The 23,295-nt window shown below is 69.9% G+C and carries 25 protein-coding genes and 1 tRNA gene; 20 read left to right on the top strand and 6 right to left on the bottom strand.

The annotated features are described in order from the left end of the window. Positions 1 to 31: 31 nt before the first annotated feature. Complete coding sequence (locus ACIPWY_RS14850; RefSeq protein ID WP_401533394.1) at positions 32 to 817, bottom strand: aminotransferase class IV family protein; 786 nt, start codon at positions 815 to 817, stop codon at positions 32 to 34. A 153-nt stretch (positions 818 to 970) separates the two neighbouring features. Next, on the bottom strand, positions 971 to 1,354 hold the full coding sequence (locus tag ACIPWY_RS14845) for a GntR family transcriptional regulator (protein ID WP_401533392.1): 384 nt from the start codon (positions 1,352 to 1,354) through the stop codon (positions 971 to 973). Positions 1,355 to 2,253: 899 nt separating this feature from the next. Between ACIPWY_RS14845 and ACIPWY_RS14840 the strand changes: the two genes are divergently transcribed. The 16 genes from ACIPWY_RS14840 to ACIPWY_RS14765 all read left to right on the top strand — a co-directional run bounded on the left by ACIPWY_RS14840 (position 2,254) and on the right by ACIPWY_RS14765 (position 15,062). Beyond that, on the top strand, positions 2,254 to 2,520 hold the full coding sequence (locus ACIPWY_RS14840; protein ID WP_401533390.1) for a DUF6284 family protein: 267 nt from the start codon (positions 2,254 to 2,256) through the stop codon (positions 2,518 to 2,520). Next, positions 2,517 to 3,050, top strand: coding sequence for a hypothetical protein (locus tag ACIPWY_RS14835; protein ID WP_401533388.1), 534 nt, complete (start codon positions 2,517 to 2,519; stop codon positions 3,048 to 3,050). The genes ACIPWY_RS14840 and ACIPWY_RS14835 overlap by 4 nt, the downstream gene beginning before the upstream one ends. Beyond that, entirely contained in the window at positions 3,047 to 4,054 is a 1,008-nt protein-coding gene (locus ACIPWY_RS14830) for a DUF2637 domain-containing protein (protein ID WP_401533386.1), read from the top strand. The genes ACIPWY_RS14835 and ACIPWY_RS14830 overlap by 4 nt, the downstream gene beginning before the upstream one ends. Further along, positions 4,054 to 4,401: an RRQRL motif-containing zinc-binding protein gene (locus ACIPWY_RS14825; RefSeq protein ID WP_401533383.1), complete on the top strand. Its 348-nt coding sequence runs from the start codon at positions 4,054 to 4,056 to the stop codon at positions 4,399 to 4,401. The genes ACIPWY_RS14830 and ACIPWY_RS14825 overlap by 1 nt, the downstream gene beginning before the upstream one ends. Positions 4,402 to 4,404: 3 nt before the next feature. Then, positions 4,405 to 4,575, top strand: coding sequence for a pRL2-8 (locus ACIPWY_RS14820; RefSeq protein ID WP_401533381.1), 171 nt, complete (start codon positions 4,405 to 4,407; stop codon positions 4,573 to 4,575). Positions 4,576 to 4,688: 113 nt separating this feature from the next. Continuing rightward, complete coding sequence (locus tag ACIPWY_RS14815) at positions 4,689 to 5,000, top strand: hypothetical protein (protein ID WP_401533379.1); 312 nt, start codon at positions 4,689 to 4,691, stop codon at positions 4,998 to 5,000. 10 nt (positions 5,001 to 5,010) lie between these two features. Then, entirely contained in the window at positions 5,011 to 5,253 is a 243-nt protein-coding gene (locus ACIPWY_RS14810) for a hypothetical protein (RefSeq protein ID WP_401533377.1), read from the top strand. Positions 5,254 to 5,342: 89 nt separating this feature from the next. Continuing rightward, positions 5,343 to 6,932 (top strand): hypothetical protein, encoded by a 1,590-nt coding sequence (locus tag ACIPWY_RS14805; RefSeq protein ID WP_401533375.1) that lies wholly within the window; start codon positions 5,343 to 5,345, stop codon positions 6,930 to 6,932. A gap of 1 nt (position 6,933) precedes the next feature. Beyond that, positions 6,934 to 9,051 carry a hypothetical protein gene (locus ACIPWY_RS14800; RefSeq protein ID WP_401533373.1) on the top strand — a complete coding sequence of 706 codons (2,118 nt, stop codon included), beginning with the start codon at positions 6,934 to 6,936 and terminating at the stop codon, positions 9,049 to 9,051. 218 nt (positions 9,052 to 9,269) lie between these two features. Beyond that, on the top strand, positions 9,270 to 9,461 hold the full coding sequence (locus ACIPWY_RS14795) for a hypothetical protein (protein ID WP_266560087.1): 192 nt from the start codon (positions 9,270 to 9,272) through the stop codon (positions 9,459 to 9,461). Between the two features lie 25 nt (positions 9,462 to 9,486). Further along, positions 9,487 to 9,993, top strand: a complete 507-nt coding sequence (locus ACIPWY_RS14790) for a hypothetical protein (RefSeq protein ID WP_401533371.1) — start codon at positions 9,487 to 9,489, stop codon at positions 9,991 to 9,993. A 12-nt stretch (positions 9,994 to 10,005) separates the two neighbouring features. Beyond that, the gene (locus ACIPWY_RS14785; protein ID WP_401533369.1) at positions 10,006 to 10,512 is read left to right on the top strand and encodes a hypothetical protein; all 507 of its coding nucleotides are present in this window, start codon (positions 10,006 to 10,008) and stop codon (positions 10,510 to 10,512) included. An 88-nt stretch (positions 10,513 to 10,600) separates the two neighbouring features. Continuing rightward, positions 10,601 to 11,461, top strand: a complete 861-nt coding sequence (locus ACIPWY_RS14780; protein WP_401533367.1) for a bifunctional DNA primase/polymerase — start codon at positions 10,601 to 10,603, stop codon at positions 11,459 to 11,461. A 2-nt stretch (positions 11,462 to 11,463) separates the two neighbouring features. Continuing rightward, positions 11,464 to 12,924, top strand: a complete 1,461-nt coding sequence (locus ACIPWY_RS14775; RefSeq protein WP_401533365.1) for an ATP-binding protein — start codon at positions 11,464 to 11,466, stop codon at positions 12,922 to 12,924. 474 nt (positions 12,925 to 13,398) lie between these two features. Next, complete coding sequence (locus ACIPWY_RS14770) at positions 13,399 to 13,587, top strand: helix-turn-helix transcriptional regulator (protein ID WP_401533362.1); 189 nt, start codon at positions 13,399 to 13,401, stop codon at positions 13,585 to 13,587. Between the two features lie 59 nt (positions 13,588 to 13,646). After that, on the top strand, positions 13,647 to 15,062 hold the full coding sequence (locus ACIPWY_RS14765; protein WP_401533359.1) for a tyrosine-type recombinase/integrase: 1,416 nt from the start codon (positions 13,647 to 13,649) through the stop codon (positions 15,060 to 15,062). Between the two features lie 137 nt (positions 15,063 to 15,199). On the opposite strand, the gene ACIPWY_RS14760 is transcribed toward ACIPWY_RS14765, so the two are convergent. Next, positions 15,200 to 15,284: transfer RNA gene (locus ACIPWY_RS14760), tRNA-Ser, on the bottom strand. Between the two features lie 61 nt (positions 15,285 to 15,345). Beyond that, on the bottom strand, positions 15,346 to 16,818 hold the full coding sequence (locus ACIPWY_RS14755) for a trypsin-like peptidase domain-containing protein (RefSeq protein ID WP_362907834.1): 1,473 nt from the start codon (positions 16,816 to 16,818) through the stop codon (positions 15,346 to 15,348). 190 nt (positions 16,819 to 17,008) lie between these two features. On the opposite strand from ACIPWY_RS14755, the gene ACIPWY_RS14750 reads away from it, so the two are divergent. The 3 genes from ACIPWY_RS14750 (at position 17,009) to ACIPWY_RS14740 (ending at position 19,591) form a co-directional block, all read left to right on the top strand. Then, positions 17,009 to 17,824 (top strand): glycerophosphodiester phosphodiesterase, encoded by an 816-nt coding sequence (locus tag ACIPWY_RS14750; protein ID WP_362907833.1) that lies wholly within the window; start codon positions 17,009 to 17,011, stop codon positions 17,822 to 17,824. A 148-nt stretch (positions 17,825 to 17,972) separates the two neighbouring features. Further along, positions 17,973 to 18,524 (top strand): ATP-binding protein, encoded by a 552-nt coding sequence (locus ACIPWY_RS14745; RefSeq protein ID WP_401533356.1) that lies wholly within the window; start codon positions 17,973 to 17,975, stop codon positions 18,522 to 18,524. Positions 18,525 to 18,628: 104 nt separating this feature from the next. Then, complete coding sequence (locus tag ACIPWY_RS14740; RefSeq protein ID WP_362907832.1) at positions 18,629 to 19,591, top strand: DUF5926 family protein; 963 nt, start codon at positions 18,629 to 18,631, stop codon at positions 19,589 to 19,591. Positions 19,592 to 19,821: 230 nt separating this feature from the next. Here the strand turns inward: ACIPWY_RS14740 and ACIPWY_RS14735 are convergent, their stop codons facing one another. Further along, complete coding sequence (locus ACIPWY_RS14735; protein ID WP_393699203.1) at positions 19,822 to 20,502, bottom strand: hypothetical protein; 681 nt, start codon at positions 20,500 to 20,502, stop codon at positions 19,822 to 19,824. Positions 20,503 to 20,557: 55 nt separating this feature from the next. Continuing rightward, on the bottom strand, positions 20,558 to 21,253 hold the full coding sequence (locus ACIPWY_RS14730) for a bifunctional DNA primase/polymerase (RefSeq protein ID WP_401533352.1): 696 nt from the start codon (positions 21,251 to 21,253) through the stop codon (positions 20,558 to 20,560). 458 nt (positions 21,254 to 21,711) lie between these two features. Here ACIPWY_RS14730 and ACIPWY_RS14725 point away from each other — a divergent pair, with 458 nt between their 5' ends. Continuing rightward, positions 21,712 to 23,244: a PP2C family protein-serine/threonine phosphatase gene (locus ACIPWY_RS14725; RefSeq protein ID WP_393699207.1), complete on the top strand. Its 1,533-nt coding sequence runs from the start codon at positions 21,712 to 21,714 to the stop codon at positions 23,242 to 23,244. Positions 23,245 to 23,295 lie beyond the last annotated feature (51 nt).

The following is a 23,295-nucleotide window of genomic DNA, read 5'->3' as shown; positions in this document are numbered from 1 at the left end:
CCGCCCCTCGTGTGGGGCGGCGGCACGCGTTCTACAGGCGGTCGCCGGGAATGCCGGCGTAGCCGTCACGCAGTGCGTCGAGCACGGGGTGGTCCTGCGGGAACTGCACGTCGTCGAGCATGCTGACGGAGCGCACGCCGATCGTCGTGTTCGTGGCGAACGCTGCGGCCATGTTCGGAACGTCGGTCAAACGCACCGGGGCGGTGATCTGCTTTGGAGCATCGAGGCCCTGGAGCAGGAGCATCGTCGTGCCCGGGAGTACCGGGGCGTCAGGCCAGATGACAGTCCCGTCCTGGTCGACGAAGCCGAGATTCCACGTGCCGCCTTCGGAGATGCGCCCGTCCGGCTCGACGAAGACAGCGTCGTCGAATCCAGCGAGCTGGGCATCACGGCGGAGCCGAAGCTGCGGGTGAAGGCCGATGTGCTTCACCTGCGCGTTGTCGCGGGTGAAGGTGTAGGTCTTGGCGGTCAGTGGCGGTGGCGACAGCGCACCGGCCGGCCGCAGGTTCACCAGGATGTGCGGGTCGTTGGCATCACTCGGGCGCCCCATGTCGAGTGCAGGGTCAAAGACTGTGACGCGGAGACCAGCAACACCCGTGATGCCCTCGGCAGCCTTCCGGATGTAGTTGAGCGTCTGCTCTCGATCCAACTCGACACCGAAGACGATGCGGCAGTCCCGCACCAAGCGGTCTAGGTGGAGCGACAGTCCCCGGATGGTGCCGTCTTCCATCCGCATGGACGTGAAGTGCCCGTAGTTCGTGAGGGCGAGGCCCTGGAGGTCGTCTAGGGTGACGGGTTTTCCGTTGAGTTCGGCCATGCAGCCAGTCTTACAGCCCGTCAGGCAGCACCAACACCCCGTCCCAGGCCGAAAGTTCGGATTAGTTCGGTACAAGCGCGGCGGGAGTACGTACTCACGATGCGTCCGTCGGGACACGCTTAAGGCATGACAACGGACGCACCACGAGAGGCACTAGGAGCTGGGCTTCCCCTCCAGGGGGCCCACGACCGCTTCAATCTGCTTGACACGCTCGACGAGGCCGGCCAGTTCGGCCGAGACGCGGGCGATCTCAGCTTGAAGGTCGGCCAGGCGTTGGGCCGCCTCGCGGGGCGTCTGCTCGCCAGGGGCGGTGTCGCGGACATAAGTGCCGCTACCCGAGACGCCTTCCACGAGCCCTTCCTCCCGGAGCTGCGCGTAGGCGTTCTGCACCGTCATCAGGGATACGCCGAGCTTCTTGGCGTAGGCCCGGCCCCCAGGGAGGCGGTCCCCAGGACCGAACGTCTCAGAGGCGATCTCGTCTCTGATCCTGGCAGCGATTTCGCGGGCGTTGGGTTTCCGCTTCGGCTGTGAGTCCACCTCGAAAGCGTACTTGACCTAGGTCGTTTGAAATCAGGCCGCACGACCACTTGACGACCCACAAGCGACCTAGGTAGCTTTCACATCAACAGCGAGCGACCTAGGTCGCTCACCATCGACTCCATTGCTTGACCTGCACCAACGCCCTGAGGGGCCCGTATCAGGCGGATCACCTCGACGGAAGCGACTGGCTGTACTTGAGAACTGAAGAGTGATCGTGCGGGGCTGACGCGAGAGCGGCGGTCGCGGTAGGTGCCTAGGGCGAGGGTCCGGGGGCAAACCGCCGTGATGAACGTGGCTCTCCCCCTACGCGCCTGGCAGGCGCCACCCGGGTTCGGGTGTGGGGAGGTACAGCGGGGCCCCAACGCACGTGGCGGCAAGAGTGAGACCGCCCCCGCGACGACCGGGTGATGTCGTCGGCGGCAAAGCCAAGCCCATCAGATCCGGAGAACGCCCCATAAAAGTGGGGCGCCGCCTGGTGTGGGCCGCCCTGCTAAGCGTCACAGCAGTCACGATGACGCCCCGACTTCCCGGCTCGGGGCCGGCGGTTCGAGCGACGGACCGCCGGTGAAGCCGTGTCCCGACTTCATTGAGGGGGCCGGTGTGAACCGACGACATCTCAAGGCGCCGCTGTGACCGACCGGCACGGCGGCGCCGCTCCATCCCTGGTCTGTGAGCGCGAGCAAGAGCCGCGGCCAACCGGTCAGCTTCAACCGCTTCGCGGCTGCTAGCGCCGCGCCGGTTGCCTCCTCCGCCCGTCCGGGAGCCCTGCGGGGCAGTCCCGTACGGGCGGGGTCGAGGGGCGCCGGATCTACCGACTTCAACGGCGTGCGGCCCCGGTGTTCGAGCACCGGGGCCGCTGTTTGGGCCGTTGCCACCTGCTAGGGAGAACACGACCCATGAAGCACATCGTCACTGTTCAGGACGTTGTTACGGCGTTCGCCCCGGATCTGGAGCCCACGGCCGCGGAGCTGGACGCGATCGAGCGTGAGGCGCCGCTGATCGATGCGGAGCTGGAGCTGCTGGACGTGCAGATCGCCCTGCTGGACCGGCGGATCACCGCGCTGGACGGGCGCCGGCTGCGGCGGGCCGCGAACAAGGTACTGGCCGAGCGGGCCGAGCTCGCCAACCACGCCGTTTCCGTTCGAGAGGGTGACGCCGCGTGATCCGCATCGTCAGCACGCAGTGCCTCGAACGCCTTGAGTCCACCGCCCGAATCGCCCGCGAGTGCGTCCGGCAGACCGCCACAGACGCGAACGAGGCCTTCGGCCGGCACATCCGCGAGCTGTACGCCACGACTGACCGTGCGGAGCGGGCGGAGGCGACCACTGACGAGGTGGGCGCCATCTTGAAGCGCGCCATGGAGGAGCTGGCCGTGGCTCAGCAGGAACTCCTCCTGAAGGACATCGAGATCCGCCGGCTGTGCGAGGAGCTGGAGAGCGGGCCGGTGGAGGGGCAGGCGCTCACGGTGCTGTTCCACTACGGCGAGCCGCACACCATCTACGCCTCCCGCGAGGAAGCGCACGCCGATGCGGCCGTGCACGGCAAGCCCGTGGATCACGTCTGGGGCCCGCGCGGTGAACGCTCGGCACGCGAGTGCGAGTGGTCGTGCGAGGCGTTCATCTACGACGCCGCCTCGAACGGGTTCCGCCGGGTGTTCATGCCTGCTCCGGAGCCGGTTGGGGGTGCGGCGTGAACAGTGTTCAGACGCGTTCAGCCGAGCGCGCGCTGTCGGGCGGCACGTGGTTGATCGTGTGCGGGGCGATGCTCTACTCGATCCTCACGGTCACGCCGTTGATGGCCAAGCACACGGCCCCGGAGTGGGCGTGGACGGCGCCGATCCTCCCGCTGGTGGTGGATGCCGCGGTGGTCATCGTGGTCAAGCTCGATGACGTGCTGGCCCGCCTGGGCGGGCACGGCGGACGGTGGCCGATCGTGCTCCGGTGGATGACCGGCCTGATGACCTGGGCGCTCAACATCGCCGACTCCGCGCTGAAGAAGGACCTGGTCGGCGTGGCTGTCCACTCGGTGGCGCCGCTCCTTTTGATCGTCACAGCGGAGACGAGTCTCGCCTACCGGCGGGCCATCGCCGCCGCCGTAGCGGCCCTGGAAGCCGAGCGGAAGGCCGAGCGCGCACAGCGCGAGCAGGAGGCCCGGGAGCGTTCCGAGCAGGCCCGTGCGGACGCGCGGGAGGAGCGCGAGCACGCCGCGCAGTTGGTGCGTGAACAGCGTGAACACGAAGCCTCGCTGGCCCGCGAACAGACCGAGCGGGAGGAGCGCCGGCGGCGTGAGGAGCGCGAGGAGCGGGAGCGGGCGGAGGCGGCTGAGCGGGAGATCCGTGAACGCCGTGAACGCGAGCGTGAACAGCGTGAACAGGAACGTGAGCGCCTTGAACGGCAGGCACGCGAGCGGGCCGAAACCGAGCAGCGCGAGCGTGCTGAGCGGGCGGCTCGTGAACAGCGTGAACGACAGAAGCGGATCGCCCGTGAACGCGACGCGCTGCTTGAGCGCGGGCCGGCTGAGGGCAAGCTCCCGGAGGGTGAGGCCCGCCGGATCGTGACGGCGGCGTACGAGTCGGCTCTGTCGGTGCGGCAGGCCGCGGAGCTGTGCGGCTGGTCGGTCGGCTGGGTCTCCACCCGCTACGCCGAACACCGCGACCCCAGCAGCAGCGGGGCTGAGCTGGCCATCGCGAGCCAGTGATGGCCGCCCTTCCCGTCTACCGCTGGCGCCTGGCCCCGGACGGCTACGCCACCTACCGGCAACTCCGCGCCATGGGGCTTCGCCCGGGCGGTCAGGACGTCGCAGTGCAGATCGAGCGGCCCCGCCGTAAGCGGGGCCCGCTGGTCGCCTACCTCTACCGCATCGACCGAGCGAAGCCGGTGCGTCCGATGACGCCGGCCCGATGGGCAGCCCTGGCCAAGGCCAACGCCGCCCGCCGCATCTGCCCCGAGTGCCGGCGCGACGCCGGATACGTCATCCCCACATCGCTCGGTACCTGTGTGACCTGCGACTACTCCAACCCCTCCGACGGCCTGAGGAGTGCCTGACACATGAACGGCAAGGACACGCCTCCCGGCGAGTGCCCGCAGTGCTGGGAGCACGCGTACAACCGCGCCATTCACCGCAAGCTCCGCCCCCGACAGGACTGCCCGCAGTGCGTTGACCACATGAACAACGGCTGCCCGAACCGCGTGCCCAAGAAGAAGTCCAGCTGGTGGTGAGCGTCCGACCCCGGCAGGCCATGTGACGCCTCGCTCGGCATCTGGGCCTGTGCGCCGCCCCCGAGGAACAGTGCGCCGCCTGAAATCCCCTTTCTCACCTGAGAGTTTCCGCCATGACCAAGCAACAACGCCGCCGGATCGTCTCGCTGCTCGAAATCGGCGTCTCTCTCGCCGTCGGCGCGGCCATCAGCGTCCGTCTCGCCTCCTACGGCGTGCCGTCCTTCCTGCTCGCAGCGTGCGCGCTGGGCACGGCCGGGTCTGTGCTGTCCGCGCTGCTGAACATAGAGCAGGCATGGGCGGCCACCACGCACCGCTGCACGGTCCCGGGCTGTGACTTCCGGGTGCGGATCCAGCACTCGGACGCCGGAGAGAACCGCCGGTGGCAGGAGACAGCCGCCAACCACCCGAACCACACCACCGCCTGAGGAGGGCATCGTGACCGCACCGCAGACGCAGCCCGAGACGACCGCCGCACGGCCGGCGGGCACGCACTTCTTCGTCCTGACCCTGAACAGGCCCGGTGAGGTCACGGTCACGCAGGAAGGGACCTGCACCCCGCCGCCCGAAGCTACTCGGCAGGACATGTACCGGCTGCTCTACGACGCCGTGACGTCCCAGAATCCGGACCTGTCCGGCGCCGCGGTCGGGTTCTTCTCCCTGGAGCCGAACCGGCTCTGACCTGCTCTCACATCCGAGTCGGGCCCGGCCGCCCACCTTCCCAAGCACGCGGCCGGGCCCTTCTACTCCCGTAAGGAGTGGCACTCAGCATGACGGAACTCAGCACAGAACCGGTAGTCCACGAGACTGCCCCGACCCCGCCTGTCCCGCCGCCCGACACGCAGGCCAGCGGGCCCGCCCCGGCCGAGGTCGACCACAACGAGGGCGGTTGGCCGGTCGTTCCGCTCGCACTGTCCGGGGCGAACACGACCGTGAGCATGGTCGCTGCCGCCGGCCTGGCCGGTGGCCCCCTCGCGGCGATAGTCGCCGCAACAGGCGCCGCGGTGCTGGGCACTGTCGCGACCTACCGCAGCCGTAACCCCCGCCCCCAGCAGGCCGCACGCAGGGCCGCGGCTCGTAACGCCAGCCGCGCCGCTTCCCGTATGGGATCGGGGCGCGGCACTACTGGCGGCTCCCGCGGCTCCGGCCGGGCCGGTAGCGCGGGCCGGATTCCGGGCCAGAAGCGCGGTGCCCCGGGCGGGTCGAAGGGGCGTCACAGCGCGGGCAAGGGTCAGGGTCCGGCGTCACTGAACAAGGCGGCCGGCCTGAAGAACGGCCGTGGCACGGCTGGCGGACTGCTGGGCAAGACATCGCAGGTCAAGGCCCTGCGCAAAGCCCAGAAGGACGCTGGCGGTTCGCGCGGTGACAAGCGGGCGCAGACCACGGCGGCCCGCCGCGCGGTCGCCGACGCCCGCCGCAACACCAAGCCCCCCAAGCACAACGGCAAGAAGGCCGGTGGCGGCGCACAGTCCCGTCCGGGCAAGGGCAAGGGGCGCGGGCCGGGTGGTCTGGCGGGCCGGTTCCTGGGTGGTGCGGGCCGTAAGGCGCGTGCGGTGCGGGATGCGGCGATCGCCAAGCATCGGGCCCGGCGTGACGCCAAGGCAGCCCGGAAGGTGGCCGGTCAGCGCTCCGCGGTACGCAAGGCTCCCGCCCGCCAGGCCGCGCGGCGGGCCCTGCGCAGGTCCGCGGCCCGCTTTCAGGGGCGGCGCCTGCTCGCCGCGCTGCTGGCTCTCCCGGTCGGCCTGCTGGGGCTGATCACGAGCCCGATCGGTCGGAAGTTCAACATCCCGTGGCTGATCCACCCCGGTCGGCGCCTGTACCGGCGCATCGTCGGAGCCGCCCGCGAGCAGCGCGCGGAGCGGGACGAGGAGATCCGCGACCAGCTGGCGGAGCAGGAAGACGCCGCGGACGCCGAGGCCGACGAGGACGGCAGCGAAGGCATCGCCGACAACGTCCAGCGGCCCGCCACCCCGGTTCCCACCAGCACGAACACGACAGTGAGCGAAGGAGAGAACGTGTCCGGTTTCCGGTTCGAAGAGGCGGCTGCCGAGATGGAGCAGGCCGCCAACGGCTACGACCCCGAGAACGCCATGGAGATCCTCGCCATGGTTGAGGGGCTCCCGGCCGCGCTGACCAGCGTGGCGAACGTGATGAAGATCCTCGCCGAGCGTTCCGACTCTGAGTTCCCGCTGGAGAAGGAGATCGCGGACGGCTTCAACGACATCTTCGGTGCCCTGATGAGCGCCGTGGCGGTCGCGGAGGACATGGGGCCGCTGTTCCGCAACGTCCACGCGCAGGACATCGCCCGCCACGAGGACCCCCGCAACGGCCCGCAGGCAGAGAAGGGTTGGAACGTCTGAGATGAGCACCACTGCCACCGCTAAGAAGAAGCAGGACAGCAGTGGCCCGGTGCTGGACTGGAGCGCCGGTCACGGACCCGTGACCGGCGCTCTGTCCGCCACCACCGGAGCCCTTGCCATCGCCACGACCGGTGCCGCCACCGGCATGCCGCCCGTCTGGGCCCTCGCGGTCGGCGCCGCCGGAGCGGCCGGTCACACCGTCGTCGGCCTGCGCGTCCGCAACGCCGGCCGCACTCTCGCTACCCGGGCCGCGTCCTGGATCGTCGGGGCAGGCTGGACCACCTGGGCCATGACCCACGGCCCCCTGACCTGGGCCGCCCTCGGATCGCTGGCCACCATCGGCGTCGGCATCGGCGCCGCCGCTCACTCCACCGCCCTGTTCGAAGAGGCCCGCGAGGACGAAGCGATCGCGGCGGCCGAGCGGCAGATTGCCCGCGAACTGTCCGCGGAGCGCCGGGCGATCGCCGCTGAATGGGTCGACCGCATCCAGCGCGTGTGCGGCATCACCGTCCGCGTCCTGGGAGTGGAGATGTGGGAGACCGGTACCGGGTTCTCCATCGACGCCGAACTCCCGCCCGGCGGCGCCACCTACAGCAAGATCGCATCCGAAGCCGGCCGCCTGTCCGCCGACGCCCGGTTGCCGCACGGCTGCACCGCCGCCGCGTCCGCGGGCATCGACCAGGGCCGCGTCATCATCGATGTGACCACCGTCAACGTCCTCACCGAGGAGCGCACCTACCCCACCGACTACGGGCCCCTGTCCGTACTGACCGGCATCCCGTGGGGCTACCGAACCAACGCGGAGCAGATCCTGGCGTTCCTGCGCGAGCAGTGCGCGCTCGTGGTCGGGCCGACCGGGTCGGGCAAGACGAACATGGTCCACGCGATCCTGGCCGGGTTCGCTCGCGCCACGGACATGCTGACTTGGGTCATCGACCTGAACGCGGGATCCGCGGGCCTGCCGTGGGTCCTGCCCGCCCTCAACGGAAGCATCACCGGGGAGGACGGCAAGCCAGTGCGGCCGGGCATCGACTGGCTCGCCGCCTCGTACGACGAAGCCGTGCTCATGCTGGATGCGGCGGTGCGGATCGCCAAGGGCCGCAAGCGCGGCTATCAGGACCTGTTGTCGCAGGCCAACACCGATCTCCTGCCGATCAGTTCGAAGATCCCTCAGATCATGCTCGTGATCGACGAGGGCGCGGAGATCCTGGCCAGCCCCGACCGGGCCATGCGCAAGCTCGCGGAGAAGATCCTGGAAGTCATCCGCATCGCCCGCGCCATGGGCGTGCGCACGGTCCTGACCGCGCTCGGAGCGACCGGCAGCGTGGTCGGGAACCTGATGATCCGCCGTGAGGCCAAGGTCCGCGTCGCGCTGACTGGTGGTGAGACGGAGGGCATGGACTTGTCCAAGATGTTCCCCGGCTCGCGCGGCCTGCGCGTGGACCAGGCCCCGTACAAGGGCGCCGGGTTCATGGGCACCCCCGAATCCCCGGCCGCGCTGTTCAAGGCGTGGCGGATCCTGCCCAATCAGATCCGCGACATCATCGTCGCCACCAGCGACCGCCACCCGACCCTCGATGCGGTGTCCGCGAAGGCGGCCGGGCCTGAGTACGCCCGCCGCTGGGACAGCTCCCGCATCGAGTGGATGCAGGACCAGCCCACCCAGGCCAGCACCGAGCAGGCATCGCCCGCGGCCGGGGCGGGACTGACCCTGTCCGCGCTGCACGAGGAACAGCCGACCGGGGCGTCGGAGGACGAACTAATGCGGGCGTTCCGCGAGGAGATCGACGCTCAGTTCGGCACGGCACGCGAACCCGGAGCCGACACGCAGCCCCCGGAACCGGGTGGGCTGAACCTGTCCGCGCTACGAGGCGAAACGGAGCAGGACAGTCCCGCACAACAGGCCGCGCTCGCCCTCCTCCTGGCCGCCGGCCACGAGGGGACCGGCGCATCAGCGATCGCCCGCGCCCTCGCCGACAAACACGGCACCACCCGGCAAACGGTCGTCGGCTGGCTCAAGACATGGACCGACGAGGGCACCGCGGTCCGAATCGGAGAGGGCACCAAAGCCCGCTACGTCCACCACCAGCACGCCCCCGAGCAGCCGCCCGAGGGCTAGCACTTGTCACTTGTCACTTGTCACCCCACCCAGAGACAGGCCGCCCTACGGGCTCCCAGGGGCCCGGAAACGGTCTTTGACCTGGGAGGCGACAAGCGACAAGACAAGCGACAAGACAAGCCGCACGACAAGCCAGACGACAAGCAACACGACAAGCCAACGGCGGGCAGCACCCGGGTTCGAGTGCTGCCCGCCGGCCGTCTCTCGGGAGGCCCCTCGTGCTCGTGACCCTGTCCGCCGTCGCCCTCTTCGGCATCCTCACCTTCGCTCTGCTGCGCGGCCGGATCGTCGGCCCGCTCGCCGCGCTCGCGGTGTTCCTCTTCGGGTTCTTCACCGCCGACACCGGAGCCGCCGACGCCATACACGCCGTCCTGCGCGCACTCATCGGCGCCGCCCAGAACATCTCCTGACCGCATCCGCCCGGAGGTCTCACCCATGACCGAGTACGAGCAGTCGACGGCCGCGTGGTCGCCGCGGATGAGCGACGCCGCAGCCAACGCCGAAGCTCGCCGGATCATCGACGACGTCTACCGCCCTGCATCGCCGGTGCGGCAGATACCGACCTACTTCAAAGACGACACCCCGGCCCCGCCCTTCGGGGACGCCGAACCCGTCCACCAGGACGACCGCCGCATCGTGCCCGCCTGGGCCGCGGGCGTCGCGGTCGCGTCCATCGGCATCGGCGCCGGCACCACCGGCATCGGCTGCGGTGCCTGGCTCGTGCTGAAGGGATTCGCCTCCATGAGCGTCACCGGAGTCATCGCCATGGGCGCCCTGTTCACCGGCCTTGCGTTCGCCGCCCTCTCCATCGGCGTCGCCTTCTCACGTGCCAAGCGCAGCGTCTCCAGGCCCGTCTACAACGGGCCGGTCACCAAGCACACCCACGTGACCAGCCACACCCGCGGCGCGTTCGCCCGCTCCCACACCCATCTGCACAACTGACCTGGAGGACGCATGACCGCCGCCGACCCTGCAACGATCGCCCGGCAGGCAGCCGAAGCCATCCGTGAGTTCAACCACCTCACCTTCCCCAACTCCCCGACCACGCCTGGCCTGGCATATCCGGGCGAGGCCTACGACGCGATCGGCGCACTGAAGACACTGGCCCAGCGGCTGCCGCAAGCCATGGAGCAGATCGGCACCGCGCTCGACGCCCTGGGCACCAACGACCACCTGGGCTCCGCCATCGGTGAAGTCCCGGCCCGGCACGTCGCCCTCGTTCAGGAGTTTTTGAGCACGGCGATGGACTGCGCCGGCGGGCTCGCCCAGTGCCTGGAACTCGCACACAGCGAGGCCAGCCCGCTGCTCTACACCGGCCCGGAAGACGGCCCCGAGGAAGAGCCGTGCGGGGAGGGCATGTGCCAGTGCTACTGCGTCGGCACCGGGCACCCCTGCGGCTGCGACTGCCCCCACGACGACGACTGCGACTGCGACGCCTGCGACGCCCACGACCACTACTAGCTACGCCAAGGGCGGCCCCCTCGTCTCGCCAAAGCCGCGGGGCCGCCCTTGTCCACCTGTCCACAACAGAGCTGTGGAGGACTCCAGCATGACCCAACAGCACCCCTCTCGGGGAGAGCACCTGCGTACCGCACTGGCCCTGGCAGCCTCCGGCGTACCCGTGCTGCCGTTACGAGCGGGGAAGGTCCCGTTCGGCAACTGCCCGGCCTGCGCGGACAACGACTGTGGTGGGCGGCCAAATATGAAGACGCCGGGGCCGTGCGTTTGCACCGGTCCCTGCCACGCGTGGGCCGCTGCGACCGCCGACCCAGAGGTCATCAGTTCCGGCCCGTGGCGCCGGGCCTGGCGCACCGCGAGCGCGGTCGCCTATCACCCGGGCGGCGCCGGGCTGACGGTCGTGGATCTCGACAACGTCGACGCCATCGCGTGGGCCCGCGAGCACCTGCCCGTCACGCAGACCGTGCCCACCACCCGCGGTGAGCACTGGCTTTACCGAGGGGCGATGCAGTCCGCGAACGCGGTCCGGCCCGGTGTGGACATCAAGTCGACGATGGCCTATGCCCGCTGGCTCGGGTTCGGCACCGGCACCGTGACCGCGCTGCCGGACGCCGTGCGCGCGCTCGCTGCGAGCAAGCCCGCCCCGGTCGGGCCCGGGCTCCCGATCACCACGGTGCCCGCGCCGGCCGGGGGCGGTGAGTGCCGCCATCGCACGCCCGCGTTCCTGGAGCGCGGTATCGCGATGGCGGAGCAGCGCATCACCGACGCGAGCGAGGCGGTTCACGCGACCGTCTACCGCACGTTCCTGGCCGTGCTCTCCACACACGGCCGGTGCGGTTGCCTCACCGAGGGCCACATCGCGCGCCTGTTCACCGCCGCGCAGACGAAAGGCGAGACCGCCCGGCACTGCACGGACGCGTGGACCAACGCCCGCACCAAGTTGGGACTGTGAGCATGGCTGACGACGAGAAGAACACCGCCCGCGAAGTCATCACCAACTACGCGCAAGCGCACTTCCGGTACTTCCGCACCCCCGATGGCACCGTGTACGCGCAGCGCAACGGCCACCCCGTGGCACGGCCGATGCGCTCACAGGGCACCACGGGAAGCCACCGGCAGGAACTCATGGTCGGCATGTTCCGTGACGGGCACGGCGTCTTCAACGGCACTGCGCTGAAAGAGGCGTTGGACCTGATCGAGGCACTGGCACTGACTGAGGACGTGCAGTCCGTTCACATCCGCGTCGCCCCCGGCTTTGACGGAGCGACGTGGCTGGACCTGGGCCGCGATGACGGACAGTCCGTCCGCATCCACCCCACCGGATGGGAGATCGCCGTTCCCGACCCGCGGGAGGTGTGCTGGCGCCGCACCCAGCTCACCGGAGAACTGCCCATGCCCGCCAAGGACACCAACGGCAAGGGCATCGACGCGCTGATGAGGCTGTGCAACTTCGCCAACGCTGAGACCGAATGCCTGGCCATCGCCTGGCTCATCGGCTGCCTCGGCCCTTCCGTGCCTGTCCCCGCACCGTTTCTCACCGGTCCTCAGGGAGCGGGCAAGTCCACCGGCGGGCGGATGCTCGTGCGGATCGTGGAGGGCATGAGCGGGGACCTGCGCCGCGCGCCGAAGGACGAGGAGAACCTGCTCGCGGCGGTCGCGGCCGGGTGGGTCACGGCGCTGGACAACCTGTCCCACATGACCCCGGACCTATCCGACGCCATGTGCTGCATCGTCACCGGAGGCGAGAACGTCAAGCGTGCTCTGTTCACCGACGGAGACGTGTTCCGCGTCGGCTTTCGCCGGCCCCTGCTGCTGACCGGTATCGACGTCGGCGTCATCAGGCCCGACCTGGCCGAACGGCTCCTGCCTCTGCGGTTGGAGCGGCCCAAGGTCCGGCGCACCGAAGCGGAGCTGTGGACGGACTACGCGGAGGCCCTGCCGGTCGTTCTCGGCTCGCTCCTGGACCTGACGGTGAAGGTCCGCGGAGCGGAGGCCGAGACACCGACTGACCTGCGGATGGCGGACTTCGCCCACCTGTGCGCGCAACTCGACATCGCAACCGGACTCGGGGCGCTCCCCGCCTACCGGGCCAGTCTGGACGACCTGAACGACGACGTGATCGAGGGCGATCTCCTCGCGCAGACCGTCCTCAGGCACGCCGACACGATCGCCCCGGGCGCGGACCAGCGGATGACGTCCACGGAGTGGCTGCACCTCCTCAGCACCCTCTACAACGACGACGGGCTGCGTCCCCTGCCGAAGGGGTGGCCTACCACGGGCAAAGTCCTCTCGGACCGGCTCAAGCGCCTTCAACCGACCCTGGCCGCCCGGGGCGTCCTCATCGACTCGGGCCGCACCAGCGCGGGCCGCTACCTCGAAATGACCCGCCTGGCCGCCCCATCCCCCCACGAGTAGATCCGACTGCTCTGACCTGCGACCGCGACGCCCGGACAAGCAAGAAGAGCACCAGCGGCCGGGCGTGCTCCTCTTGTTGTTCGGCGCACCGCGCCGCTTCAAGGTCGCGCCGCGCAGCGGCTCCTTCTTCACGCTCTAAGGCGCGCACTACAACAGACACCACCCCCTCTTTCGTCCTAAGAGGGAAGACGCTGCGTCATCTGCGTCACACAGGACGCCAAATGGCCCCTGACCTGCGGCGAAAGCCATGACGCAGACTCCGGCGCCTGCGTCATCCTGCGTCATCTGCGTCACCCGATGCCGCAGCCCATGCCGCACGCATGACGCACCCCCGAACCACTGCGTCAAACAAAACCGCAGGTCAGAAGCTCACATGTCGCTGATGACGCAATGACGCAGAAACCGGAACCTCGGACAGCTAAGCCTCACCGGATCAACAGCCCGCCATGACTGAAGCCTCAAAAGGAGTCCACCGTGGCACGCCCTCAGATGCTCAAGCTCCCCGAAGTCCTCGACGAGGTCGGCATGAGCCGCGCCGCCTTCGACCGTATGCGCGCCCGTGGCAAAGCGCCCCGCATCCGAAAGCTCCCCAACGGCCAGATCCGTGTCAGCCGTGCTGACTTGGACGCCTGGTGGGCGCAGTGCGAGCAGCGCGCCGCCTAATTCCCACACCTCACTGGGGCCCGCGCTGAGCGCGGGCCCCTCGTTCTGTTTGGAGAGAGATGCTCACGTACGACGTCGATGTCTGGTCAATTCGCAAGCGCGCCGGCCGACCGAAACCGTGGGAGCTGCGCTGGCGTGTCGGTGAGCGTCCGCACTCTCGCAGTTTCAAGCTCAAGCCGCAGGCGGATGGCCGACGCGCGGAGCTGATGGCCGCTCTGCGCGACCAGCAGCAGTTCGACGAGGAAACGGGTCTGCCCGCGAGCGAGTTGGCTGCCCGGAACTCCCCCTCCTGGTACGAGCATGCGACGACGTACGTCCTCATGAAGTGGCCGCAGGCCGCTGCGAAGCACCGCGCGAGCATCGCGGAATCACTCGCGGTCGTCACCCCCGCGCTCGTCACCACGAGAAGGGGAGCGCCCAGTGCGGCGGTACTGCGCACTGCCCTGTACCAGTGGGCGTTTCGAGCGGTCCGCTCCCCAGAAGGAGCCTGGGTGTCGCGGCACATGGTGGAGGAACCGCCTTCGGACGTCCGCTCAGCTCTGGAATGGATCGCTGGGCACTCCATCAAGGTCAAGGCCCTAGAGGACCCCGCGCTACTCCGCCCCGCATTGGAAGCTCTGTCGCTCCGCCTGGACGGGAAAAAGGCCGCCGAGAACACGGCCAGGCGCAAGCGCATGGTGCTGAGCAACTTCCTCCGATACACCGTGGAGGAGAAGGGCCTGTTGACCGCCAACCCCCTGCTTCGGGTGGACTGGACGCCGCCCGAGAGTGACGACGAGATTGACTTCCGATACGTGCCGGATCCGGTTCTGGCACGATCACTGCTCGGAGCAGTGCGCGACTCCGGGCCCCGGGGCCAACACCTTCACGCGTTCTTCGGTTGCCTGTACTACGCCTCGATGCGTCCGGGTGAGATCGTCGCGCTCAAAGAGTCGGATTGCACCTTGCCGCCCAACACGCCGGAGGCCGTGAAGGAGTGGGGGGAGCTTCTGCTCGGGGAAAGCCGCCCTGAGGTTGGCGGCGGATGGACAGACGAGGGCACGTCGTACGAGACACGCGGGCTCAAGCGACGAAAGGTCGGCGCGACGCGGACCGTACCGATCCCTCCCGTTTTGGTGCACCTACTTCGTGAGCACGTCACGCGCTACGGCACCGCTGACGACGGGCGTCTGTTCAGGGCTGCTCGGGGCGGAAGGGTCCCGTCGACCGAATACTGCGACATCTGGGAAAGAGCCCGGAAGAAGGTTCTGACTCCGGGTGAGATCAAGTCCGCCCTTGCTGCGGTGCCGTACTCCCTGCGTCATGCCGGCGTATCCCTGTGGATCAAATCCGGCGTGGACCCGGCGGAAGTCGCCGCCCGCGCGGGCCACAGCATCGCAGTGCTGTATCGCTTCTACGCGAAGATCCTCAAGGGGGGCCAACAGCACTCCAACGACCTGATCTCCCGCGCTCTGGACGAGGGAACCGCCACCTGACTCTGGCCCACCAGTGGCCCACGAACACTGGTCAGAGGTGGTGTACAGGCGAGGAAAGGTGAGGAACGCTGCACGCAGAAGGGGTACCGCTCCGGAGAGTGGTACCCCTTCTGACCTGCAATCTCTGACCTGCGACGCGGTGGGTGTGGGATTTGAACCCACGGTGACTCGCGCCACGACGGTTTTCAAGACCGTTCCCTTAGGCCGCTCGGGCAACCCACCCTCGCCCCGTCGTTGACCGGCGGAGCGAGGACCAGGGTAGCGGGTTCGGCCGGGAGTTCGGTCAGCTGTCGCCCTTGCGCTCGCCGAGGACCACGTCGACCGTGTGCTCCGCGCCGCCGCGCTTGTACGTGATCTTGACCGTGTCGCCCGGCTTGTGCGTCCAGATCTGGCCGATCAGGGTCGGCCCACTGTCGATCACAGTGTCGTCGAACTTGGTGATGACATCGCCGGGCTTCAGACCGGCCTTGTCCGCCGGACCGTTCGGCGTGATCGCGGACGAGCCGCCCGCGCCCTGCTCGGTGATCTTCGCGCCGTCACTCTGCTCGTCCAGCGCGACCGAGGCGCCGATCACCGGATAGACCGGCTGGCCCGTCTTGATGAGCTGCTTGGCGACATTCTTCGCCTGGTTGATCGGGATGGCGAAGCCGAGGCCGACGGAGCCCGACTGGCCGGAGCCTCCGATACCGCCGCTGGTCGCCGGCTGGATCGCCGAGTTGATGCCGATGACCGCGCCCCGCGCGTCGAGCAGCGGACCGCCCGAGTTGCCAGGGTTGATCGAGGCATCGGTCTGCAGCGCGTTCATGTACGACGCCTTGCTGCTGCCCGAGCTGTCGCTGGACGCCACCGGGCGGTTCTTCGCCGAGACGATGCCCGTGGTCACCGTGTTCGACAGGCCGAAGGGCGCGCCGATCGCGATGGTCGAGTCACCGACGGCGACCTTGTCCGAATTGGCGAGCTGTAGCGGCTTCAGGTTCGACGGAGCGTTCTTCAGCTTGATGACCGCGACGTCGTAGCCCTGGGCGCGGCCGATCACCTCGGCGTCGTACTTCTTGCCGTTCGAGAACGTGGCGGAAAGCTTTCCTCCGTCGGCTGCGGAGGCCACCACGTGGTTGTTGGTGAGGATGTGGCCCTGCGTGTCGTAGATGAAGCCGCTTCCGGTGCCGCCCTCGCCGTCGCTGCCCTCGGCCTCGATGGTGACGGTGCTCGGCAGGGCGTTCGCCGCGATGCCGGCGACCGAGGACGCGTCACGCTTGAAGTCGGCCGGGTTGTCCGAGGCGGAGACCGTCGTCGAGCCCGAACCACCGTCGTCGTTGCGCTCGGCCGCCCAGTAGCCGATGCCGCCGCCGACACCGCCCGCGATCAGGGCCGCCGCGACCACCGCGGCCAGCAGCCCGCCGCGCCGGGGGCCCGGCTTGGGCGCCGGAGGCTGGTAGGAATCGCCCCAGGAGTGTCCTCCGCCGCCGTCCGCGTACGAGGGAACGGCGGGCGGCGGAGGCGGCCAGCCACCCGCGGCCGCGGGCCCGTGCGGCCCGCCGGGTCCCGGCGCAGCCCCCGAGGCCGCGCCGGAACCCTCATGCGCCCCCGGCCCCGCGCCCTCCGTCGGCATCACCGCAGTGGGCGCGTCGGCGGGCTCCGGAGGCGGAGCGGAACCGGCGGGAGCCGGGGCAGGTTCGGGAGTAGCGGGAGATTCCACCGGCACGGGAGGTGCGGACGGGGCCGGGGGTACCGAAGTGCCCTCGTTCTCGGTGCTCACAGCTCTTCTCCTCGATCCACGGCTGTACCGGCTGATTCCGTCGGCATTGCTGTTTGTATGTGGTCAGCTTTTCCCACGGGACGTCAGGGCACCATAAGGCGTTCCTGTGTGTCCGGTGCCATCCTTTACGCCGGGCGAAACGGACGCATCCGCTGAGCGGCCCAGCGCCTCGCGATGGCACCATGACGCGGTGACTCTCGCACGACAGCAGCAGATCCAGGTCGTCGCCCACCGCGGAGCCTCCGACGAGGCCCCCGAGCACACGCTGGCCGCGTACAGAAGGGCCATCGAGGATGGTGCCGACGCCCTCGAATGCGATGTACGGCTCACCGCGGACGGCCATCTCGTCTGCGTGCACGACCGTCGGGTCAACCGTACGTCGAACGGGCGAGGAGCGGTATCCGCCCTGGAACTGGCGGATCTCGCCGCCCTCGACTTCGGCTCCTGGAAGAACAGCGAGGCCGGCCGGACCAGCACGGAGGGCCCCGACTGGGAGGACACCTCCGTCCTGACCCTGGAGCGGCTGCTCGAACTGGTCGCCGACGCGGGCCGCCGTGTGGAACTCGCCATCGAGACCAAGCACCCCACCCGCTGGGCCGGCCAGGTCGAGGAACGCCTGCTGATGCTCCTCAAGCGGTTCGGCCTCGACGCGCCTGCCGGAGTGCCGGACGCACCGTCCCCGGTGCGTGTCATGAGCTTCTCGGCCCGCTCCCTGCACCGCATCCAGGCCGCGTCCCCCTACCTGCCGACGGTCTACCTGATGCAGTTCGTCTCCCCCCGCCACCGCGACGGCCGCCTCCCCAAGGAGGTGTCGATCGCGGGCCCGGGCATCCGGATCGTGCGCAGCCACCCCGGGTACGTGGAGAAGCTCAAGCGGGCGGGCCACCAGGTGCACGTGTGGACGGTCAACGAGCCGGAGGACGTCGACCTGTGCGTCGGTCTCGGCGTCGACGCGATCATCACCAACCGGCCCCGCGCGGTTCTGCGCCAGCTGGGAAGGGACTAAATCCGGCCACGGCCTCACGGGGAGTGCTCCGGCGCGTTCGCTCCGTATTCGTACGTTACGAGTGCGTCACTGAGCGTGGATTGGCCGGTTTCCGGTCCAGTCCATTGGGGCATTCACACCGTGGCGTGGGGCGAAGGAGGTCTCGGGGGTGGCGTTGGTGGTGGCACAGGAGGTGCCCACGTCGTCGAGCATGGCCGTACCCCATGGCCCTGCGGGCGTGGGCGAAGCAAGACACCGGATGCGTGATCAGCTGCGCGTCGGCGGGGTTTCGGAAGCGGTCATAGACGACGCCGTACTGATCCTTTCCGAACTGCTGAGCAACGCCTGCCGGCACGGCAGGCCGCTGGGCGACGACATGGCCGGGGACGGCGACGTCCGGGCCGCTTGGAGGGTCGACGCGCGGGGCTGTCTCACCGTCGAGGTGACGGACGGTGGTGGTCCGACCCGCCCGGTTCCGGCCACGCCCTCGGTCACCGCGCGCGGCGGCCGCGGGCTCAACATCATCTCGGCGCTCGCCGACGACTGGGGCGTACGTGACGACGCCTCCGGTGAAGTCACCGTCTGGGTGGTCGTGCACAAGGACGTGCGTTCCGAAGGCGAAACACAGGGGCAGAGCGCTTTCGCTACGCGCGTGGCGAGCCGCGCGCCCGCGGGAATGTCCGACCTCGATTTCGCTGACGCCTTCGACGACTTGGGCTGAATCCCGCTCCGGCCCGGCGGCCCGGCCTGCTCCCCGCCTCCGGCCGTACGAGGGGCTAGGCTCGCGCCCGTACGTACGAGAGCCGTAACCGGGAGACACCCAAGATGGCCAAGAAGCGCCCGCAGACCAAGGGCAAGTCGCACGTCAGCAGTGGGGAGATCCCGGTCGTCGGCGCCCGTGAACCCTGCCCCTGCGGGAGTGGCCGCCGCTACAAGGCCTGCCACGGCCGTGCCGCCGCCCACGCGGTGACCGAGCTGGTGCAGCGCCCGTTCGACGGTCTCGCAGGAGAGGGCGACTGGATCGCGCTGCGCGAGCTGGTGCCCGCCGCGACGGTGAAGCTCACCCTCAAGGAGAGCCTGCCGGACGGCGTCCCCTCCGTGACCCTCGCGACGGTGCTTCCGATGGCGTGGCCCGCGCTGCGCCGCGACGACGGCTCGGTCCTGCTCGGTCTGCAGAACGACACGTCGTCCGGCGACCTGAGCCGCGACCTGGCCGACACTCTTCAGCGCGCGCTCACCGCCGAGCCCGGTACGCCGGTGCAGGCGCGCCGCGCACCCGCCGACGGCCCGCGCCTGCAGGACCTGCTCGACCCCGAGGCCGTCTTCGAGCCGGTCGTGCATACGGGGTTCGAGTTCTGGGTGCCGGACTCGGAGAACGCGAGCCCGGAGGTAGCCGCTTCCCTGGAGCGGGCCAACGCGGCCGCCATCGCGACCGTGAAGCTGTCCGGTGTCGACGCGGCGTACTGGTGCGAGACCCCCGAGAAGAACCACCTGCGCTGGGTCATGCCGTACCCCGAGGAGGAGCTGCTCGACGCACTCGCCCGGCTGCACGCGGCCGGCACGTCCTCGCTCGGCGAGGGCACGCGCCTGGTCGGCTCGTTCCGCGCGCACGGCCTGACCGTTCCGGTCTGGGACCTGCCCACCGGGGTGAGCGCCGAGGATGTCGAGAAGCCGGCGGCCGAGTTCGCCGAGCGGCTCACCGCGGCCCTCGCCTCCGAGGCACCGCTGACCGTCGACGAGCGGCGGGCGCGCGGGGGCCTCACCAACCGCCAGGTGACACTCAGCTGACCGACCGGTCAGCCACAGGGAGACACTCGGAACGGGTGACTCCGGTCACAACTCCCCGTAGCGGCAGGTAAATCCGCATACGAATAGCCGAGATCGAATTTGCTAACGGCCGATCTCTTGTTACCGTTCGAGTAGCCCGGTTGCTGGTGCATCCCCCGTCGCCAGCAACCGGGCCCTTGTCTTTCCAGGACTTCCCCGTGGGCCTGCGCCCGGGAAATCGTCCCGTTCACTCAGAGGCCGACCGGCGTCGACGCGTTGCTTCCCGACCTGAGCAGCAGCGGCCCCGCGCCCCCTGCTTCCGCGAATTCCGCCACCGCCGAGTAGGCGCCCGCCTCACCCGAAGTACGCTCCCGAGGCGTGTCACACGTCCCCGGTTCGTCCTGAGCACCCACCGCGCAGTGCATCTGTACGGTGCGGCCGCCCGGCGCCATCAGGGTCAGGACGGAACTCAGCGGCCCCCCTGTCGCGTTCCGGTAATAGGTCCTCGCCCACGCGTCCCCCCGCTGGGTCAGTACGCAGGTCTGCGCCTCGATGCCGTCGGGGGAGGCGAGTTCGGGTCCGCACCGTGCCCTCGTGGTGCCCCCGAGACCGGCAAGGAGGGAGGTGCCCTCCGGCCGCCCATGGGACCGTCGCGCCTCGCCGGCCGTATCCGTCGCCGCGGTGCCCGCCGAGTCGCTCGTGCTCCCGCCCGGTTTGTCGTCGACCATGTCGGCGCTGCCGGCCTCACCGGTGGGCAGTTCGCCGGAGTTGAGGCCGTCCTTCACGGCGGTGCCGCCGACGGGGCCCGCGGAGGCGCCCGCCAGCGGGAGGAGAACGGTCAGGCCCACGACCGCGAGAAGACCGAGCAAACGAAGGCGCGAAGGGGGTCTCCCCTGCTCGAGGGTGTTCGAGGCCTGGGGGAAGGAGGGCATGCGCCGAAGATATCGGCGCGGCCCCTTCGCACCCCTCGCCGCGCGCCCAATTCCCCTACAACTCGGGCGCGCTCACACCCGTACGAGTGAGGGCATCCACGACGGCGTCCACCACGGCCTCCACATCGGGCACCCAGGGCGCCGCGGAGCCGGGCAGCGGTGCGCGCTCCCAGCGGACCTGGCCGAGACCGGTGTCGGACGGAGGCAGTGCCAGATAGCCGCCCTCACCGTGGAAGCGCAGGGAACCCGGCACCCAGTCCTGGGCGTAGAGGAGCTCGCCCAGCTGCTCCATGGAGTAGGGCGCCACGAGGATGTACAGCCGGTCCCTGTTGGCGACGACCGGGCCGAGCCTGATGTCCGTACGGTCGAGTGCCTTGAGGGCGCGGGCTCCGGCGACCGAGGGGAGGCTCACGGCGCAAGGGGCGCGGCCGCCGCTCGCGCCCGCACCGGCCCCCGTGGCCAGCACGATCGGCGCGGTCGGACGGTTGGTCCACCACCAGCGGATCATGCGCTCGTCCGTGGTCGCGGCGAGCAGCCCCGGGTCGAAGGGGTGCGCACCCGGCACCGTGCACTCCGGATCGGGGCAGGCGCAGCTGACGCCGTCACGGCGCCCTGCCCCCTCGAGCCCCACGCCCGGGAGCACGGGCCACTGCCATGCGGTCGCGAAGGTCAGGGCCGCGCTGAACTGATCAGACTTCCCGTTGTTTCGCCTGGACAGGAGCCTGCGTCGCCTTCCGAGGATCTCGCGCATGAGCGCTCGTTCCTTTCCGTAGACCGAAGAGAACGCTGTGGGCCATCACACCATGTGTCGATCACTTCACTGAGCGTACGTACTGGGAGCGCCGCACCCCAGCCTTGAGCAGGGGGAACCCCTATAGTCCGAGCGCCGGCCGCGTAGTTGAACAGCCTGGCGTGGGGTGGCGGCGCCTGGCGTTTGCTGTCGCGCGTGTTACTCGCCGTCTCCGCCACGGGAGGATGGGGCACGGTCGTCGGTGGTTAGGACGCCCGGGTCCGTCGCCAGGTTCCGGGTCGATCCCAACTGCCCCTGGCCTTCTCCGAGTACGTACCCATCACGACCGCTGTGACGCTCTGTCGAACGATGCCAGTCGACCGCAATATGCCCTTACCCGAGGCGGTTTTTGGCCAAGTTCGATCAGAGATCACTAATGCCGCACGGGCCTCCTGGACACCAGGAATCCCAGCAGGACAATGCTGGACATCCCCTCATCAGTGCGTGTAGATGTGGAGGCACTGCTTGCGGCGCAGAATCACATGGGGGTTTGCGATGCTCTTGAGCAATACGCACCGGTCGGAAAGCCGGACGCCATGACAGCCCCGCACCTTCCGAAAGTGGCTGGAATCGATTCAACGGTTCCCCCACCAGCACACACTGTCGCGCCCGCGTCACCCGCGCCCGCGCCCCCTTCCTCCCCCGCAACGCCAGGCACCCCCGGGGCCCCCGGAGCCCCCGGCGCGCTGATCCAGGACCGGCTCGCCGGCTGGGTCTCCGACCTCACCACGCTGCACGAACTCACCGAGCGCCTGGCCAGGACGGCCGTCCTGGACGAGGCCCTGCACGAGGTGCTCCGCGCCGGCGCCGCCCTCGTCGGCGCGCGCCGCGGACTCGTCGTCCTGGAGCCCGCCGACGGCCTGGGCCCCGACACCACCGTGGGACTCGGCCTGGCCCGCGCCGACCTCGGCCACATCGAGACGGTGCCGCGCGGCGCGACCTCGTACGGGAGGATCCTCGACCGCGCGGACGGGACCGACGAGCCCGAGGTGCACGCGGATCTGCTGTCCGAGAACGGGCTCGACCCGCGCCACCGCGAGGTCGCCACCCGGCTCGGCTACGCGGCGAGCTTCGCGCTGCCCCTGGCGACCGAGGCGGCGGGCCGGCTGGGCGCCGCGGTGTGGCTCTACGACGAACCCGCCGAGCCCGTCGAACGCCAGCGCCATCTCGTCGGTCTGTACACGAGCTACGCCACCGAACACCTCGCTCGCCTGCTCGAACTGGAACGGGCGCGCACCAAGTCCCGCACCCTCGCGGAGGAGTTGCTGCCGCCGCGGCTCCCGCGGGTCGGGGGCGTCCAGCTCGCCGCCCGGCACCGCACGGGCCCGCGCGGCGGCGGCGACTGGTACGACGCGCTGCCGCTGCCCGAGGGCGCGCTCGGCCTGGCCGTCGGCTCCGTCACAGGCTCCGGCGCGAGCGCCGTCGCCGCGATGGGCCGGCTCAGGGCCAGCCTGCGGGCGTACGCGGTGATGGAGGGCGAGGACCCCGTCGCCGTCCTGTCCGATCTGGAGCTGCTGCTCCGGCTGACCGAGCCCGCGCGCAGCGCCACCGCCCTCTTCGCGTACTGCGAGCCCGCCCTGCGCAAGATCGTCCTGGCCGGGGCCGGGCACAGCCCGCCGCTGGTGATCGGGGAGAGACGCACCGAGTTCGTGGAGACGTCGCTGTCCGCGCCGCTCGGGATGCTGGCCTGCTGGGAGGCGCCGAGCGTCGAGTTCAGCCCGGAACCCGGCGAGACCGTGCTGCTGTACACGGACGGACTGCTGCACCGCACCGGTGACCCGATGGACCGCGCCTTCGCCCGCCTGCACGCGGCTGCGGCCGGTGTCCCGCGCACGATCCGCGACGACCCCGGCGCGATCGCCGACCACGTCCTGCACACCGTCCTGCCGGACGGACTCGACGCCGCCGACAGCGAAGAGGACGTCGTGCTGCTCGCCGCTCGCTTCGAGTGATGCGGTGACCGCTGCTGATCCGGTGACCGCGGCCGATCCGGGTGACCGAGG

This window comes from Streptomyces sp. NPDC090032, assembly GCF_044748025.1.
Taxonomy (GTDB): Bacteria; Actinomycetota; Actinomycetes; order Streptomycetales; family Streptomycetaceae; genus Streptomyces.
This window is presented reverse-complemented; position numbering and strand designations above follow the sequence as displayed.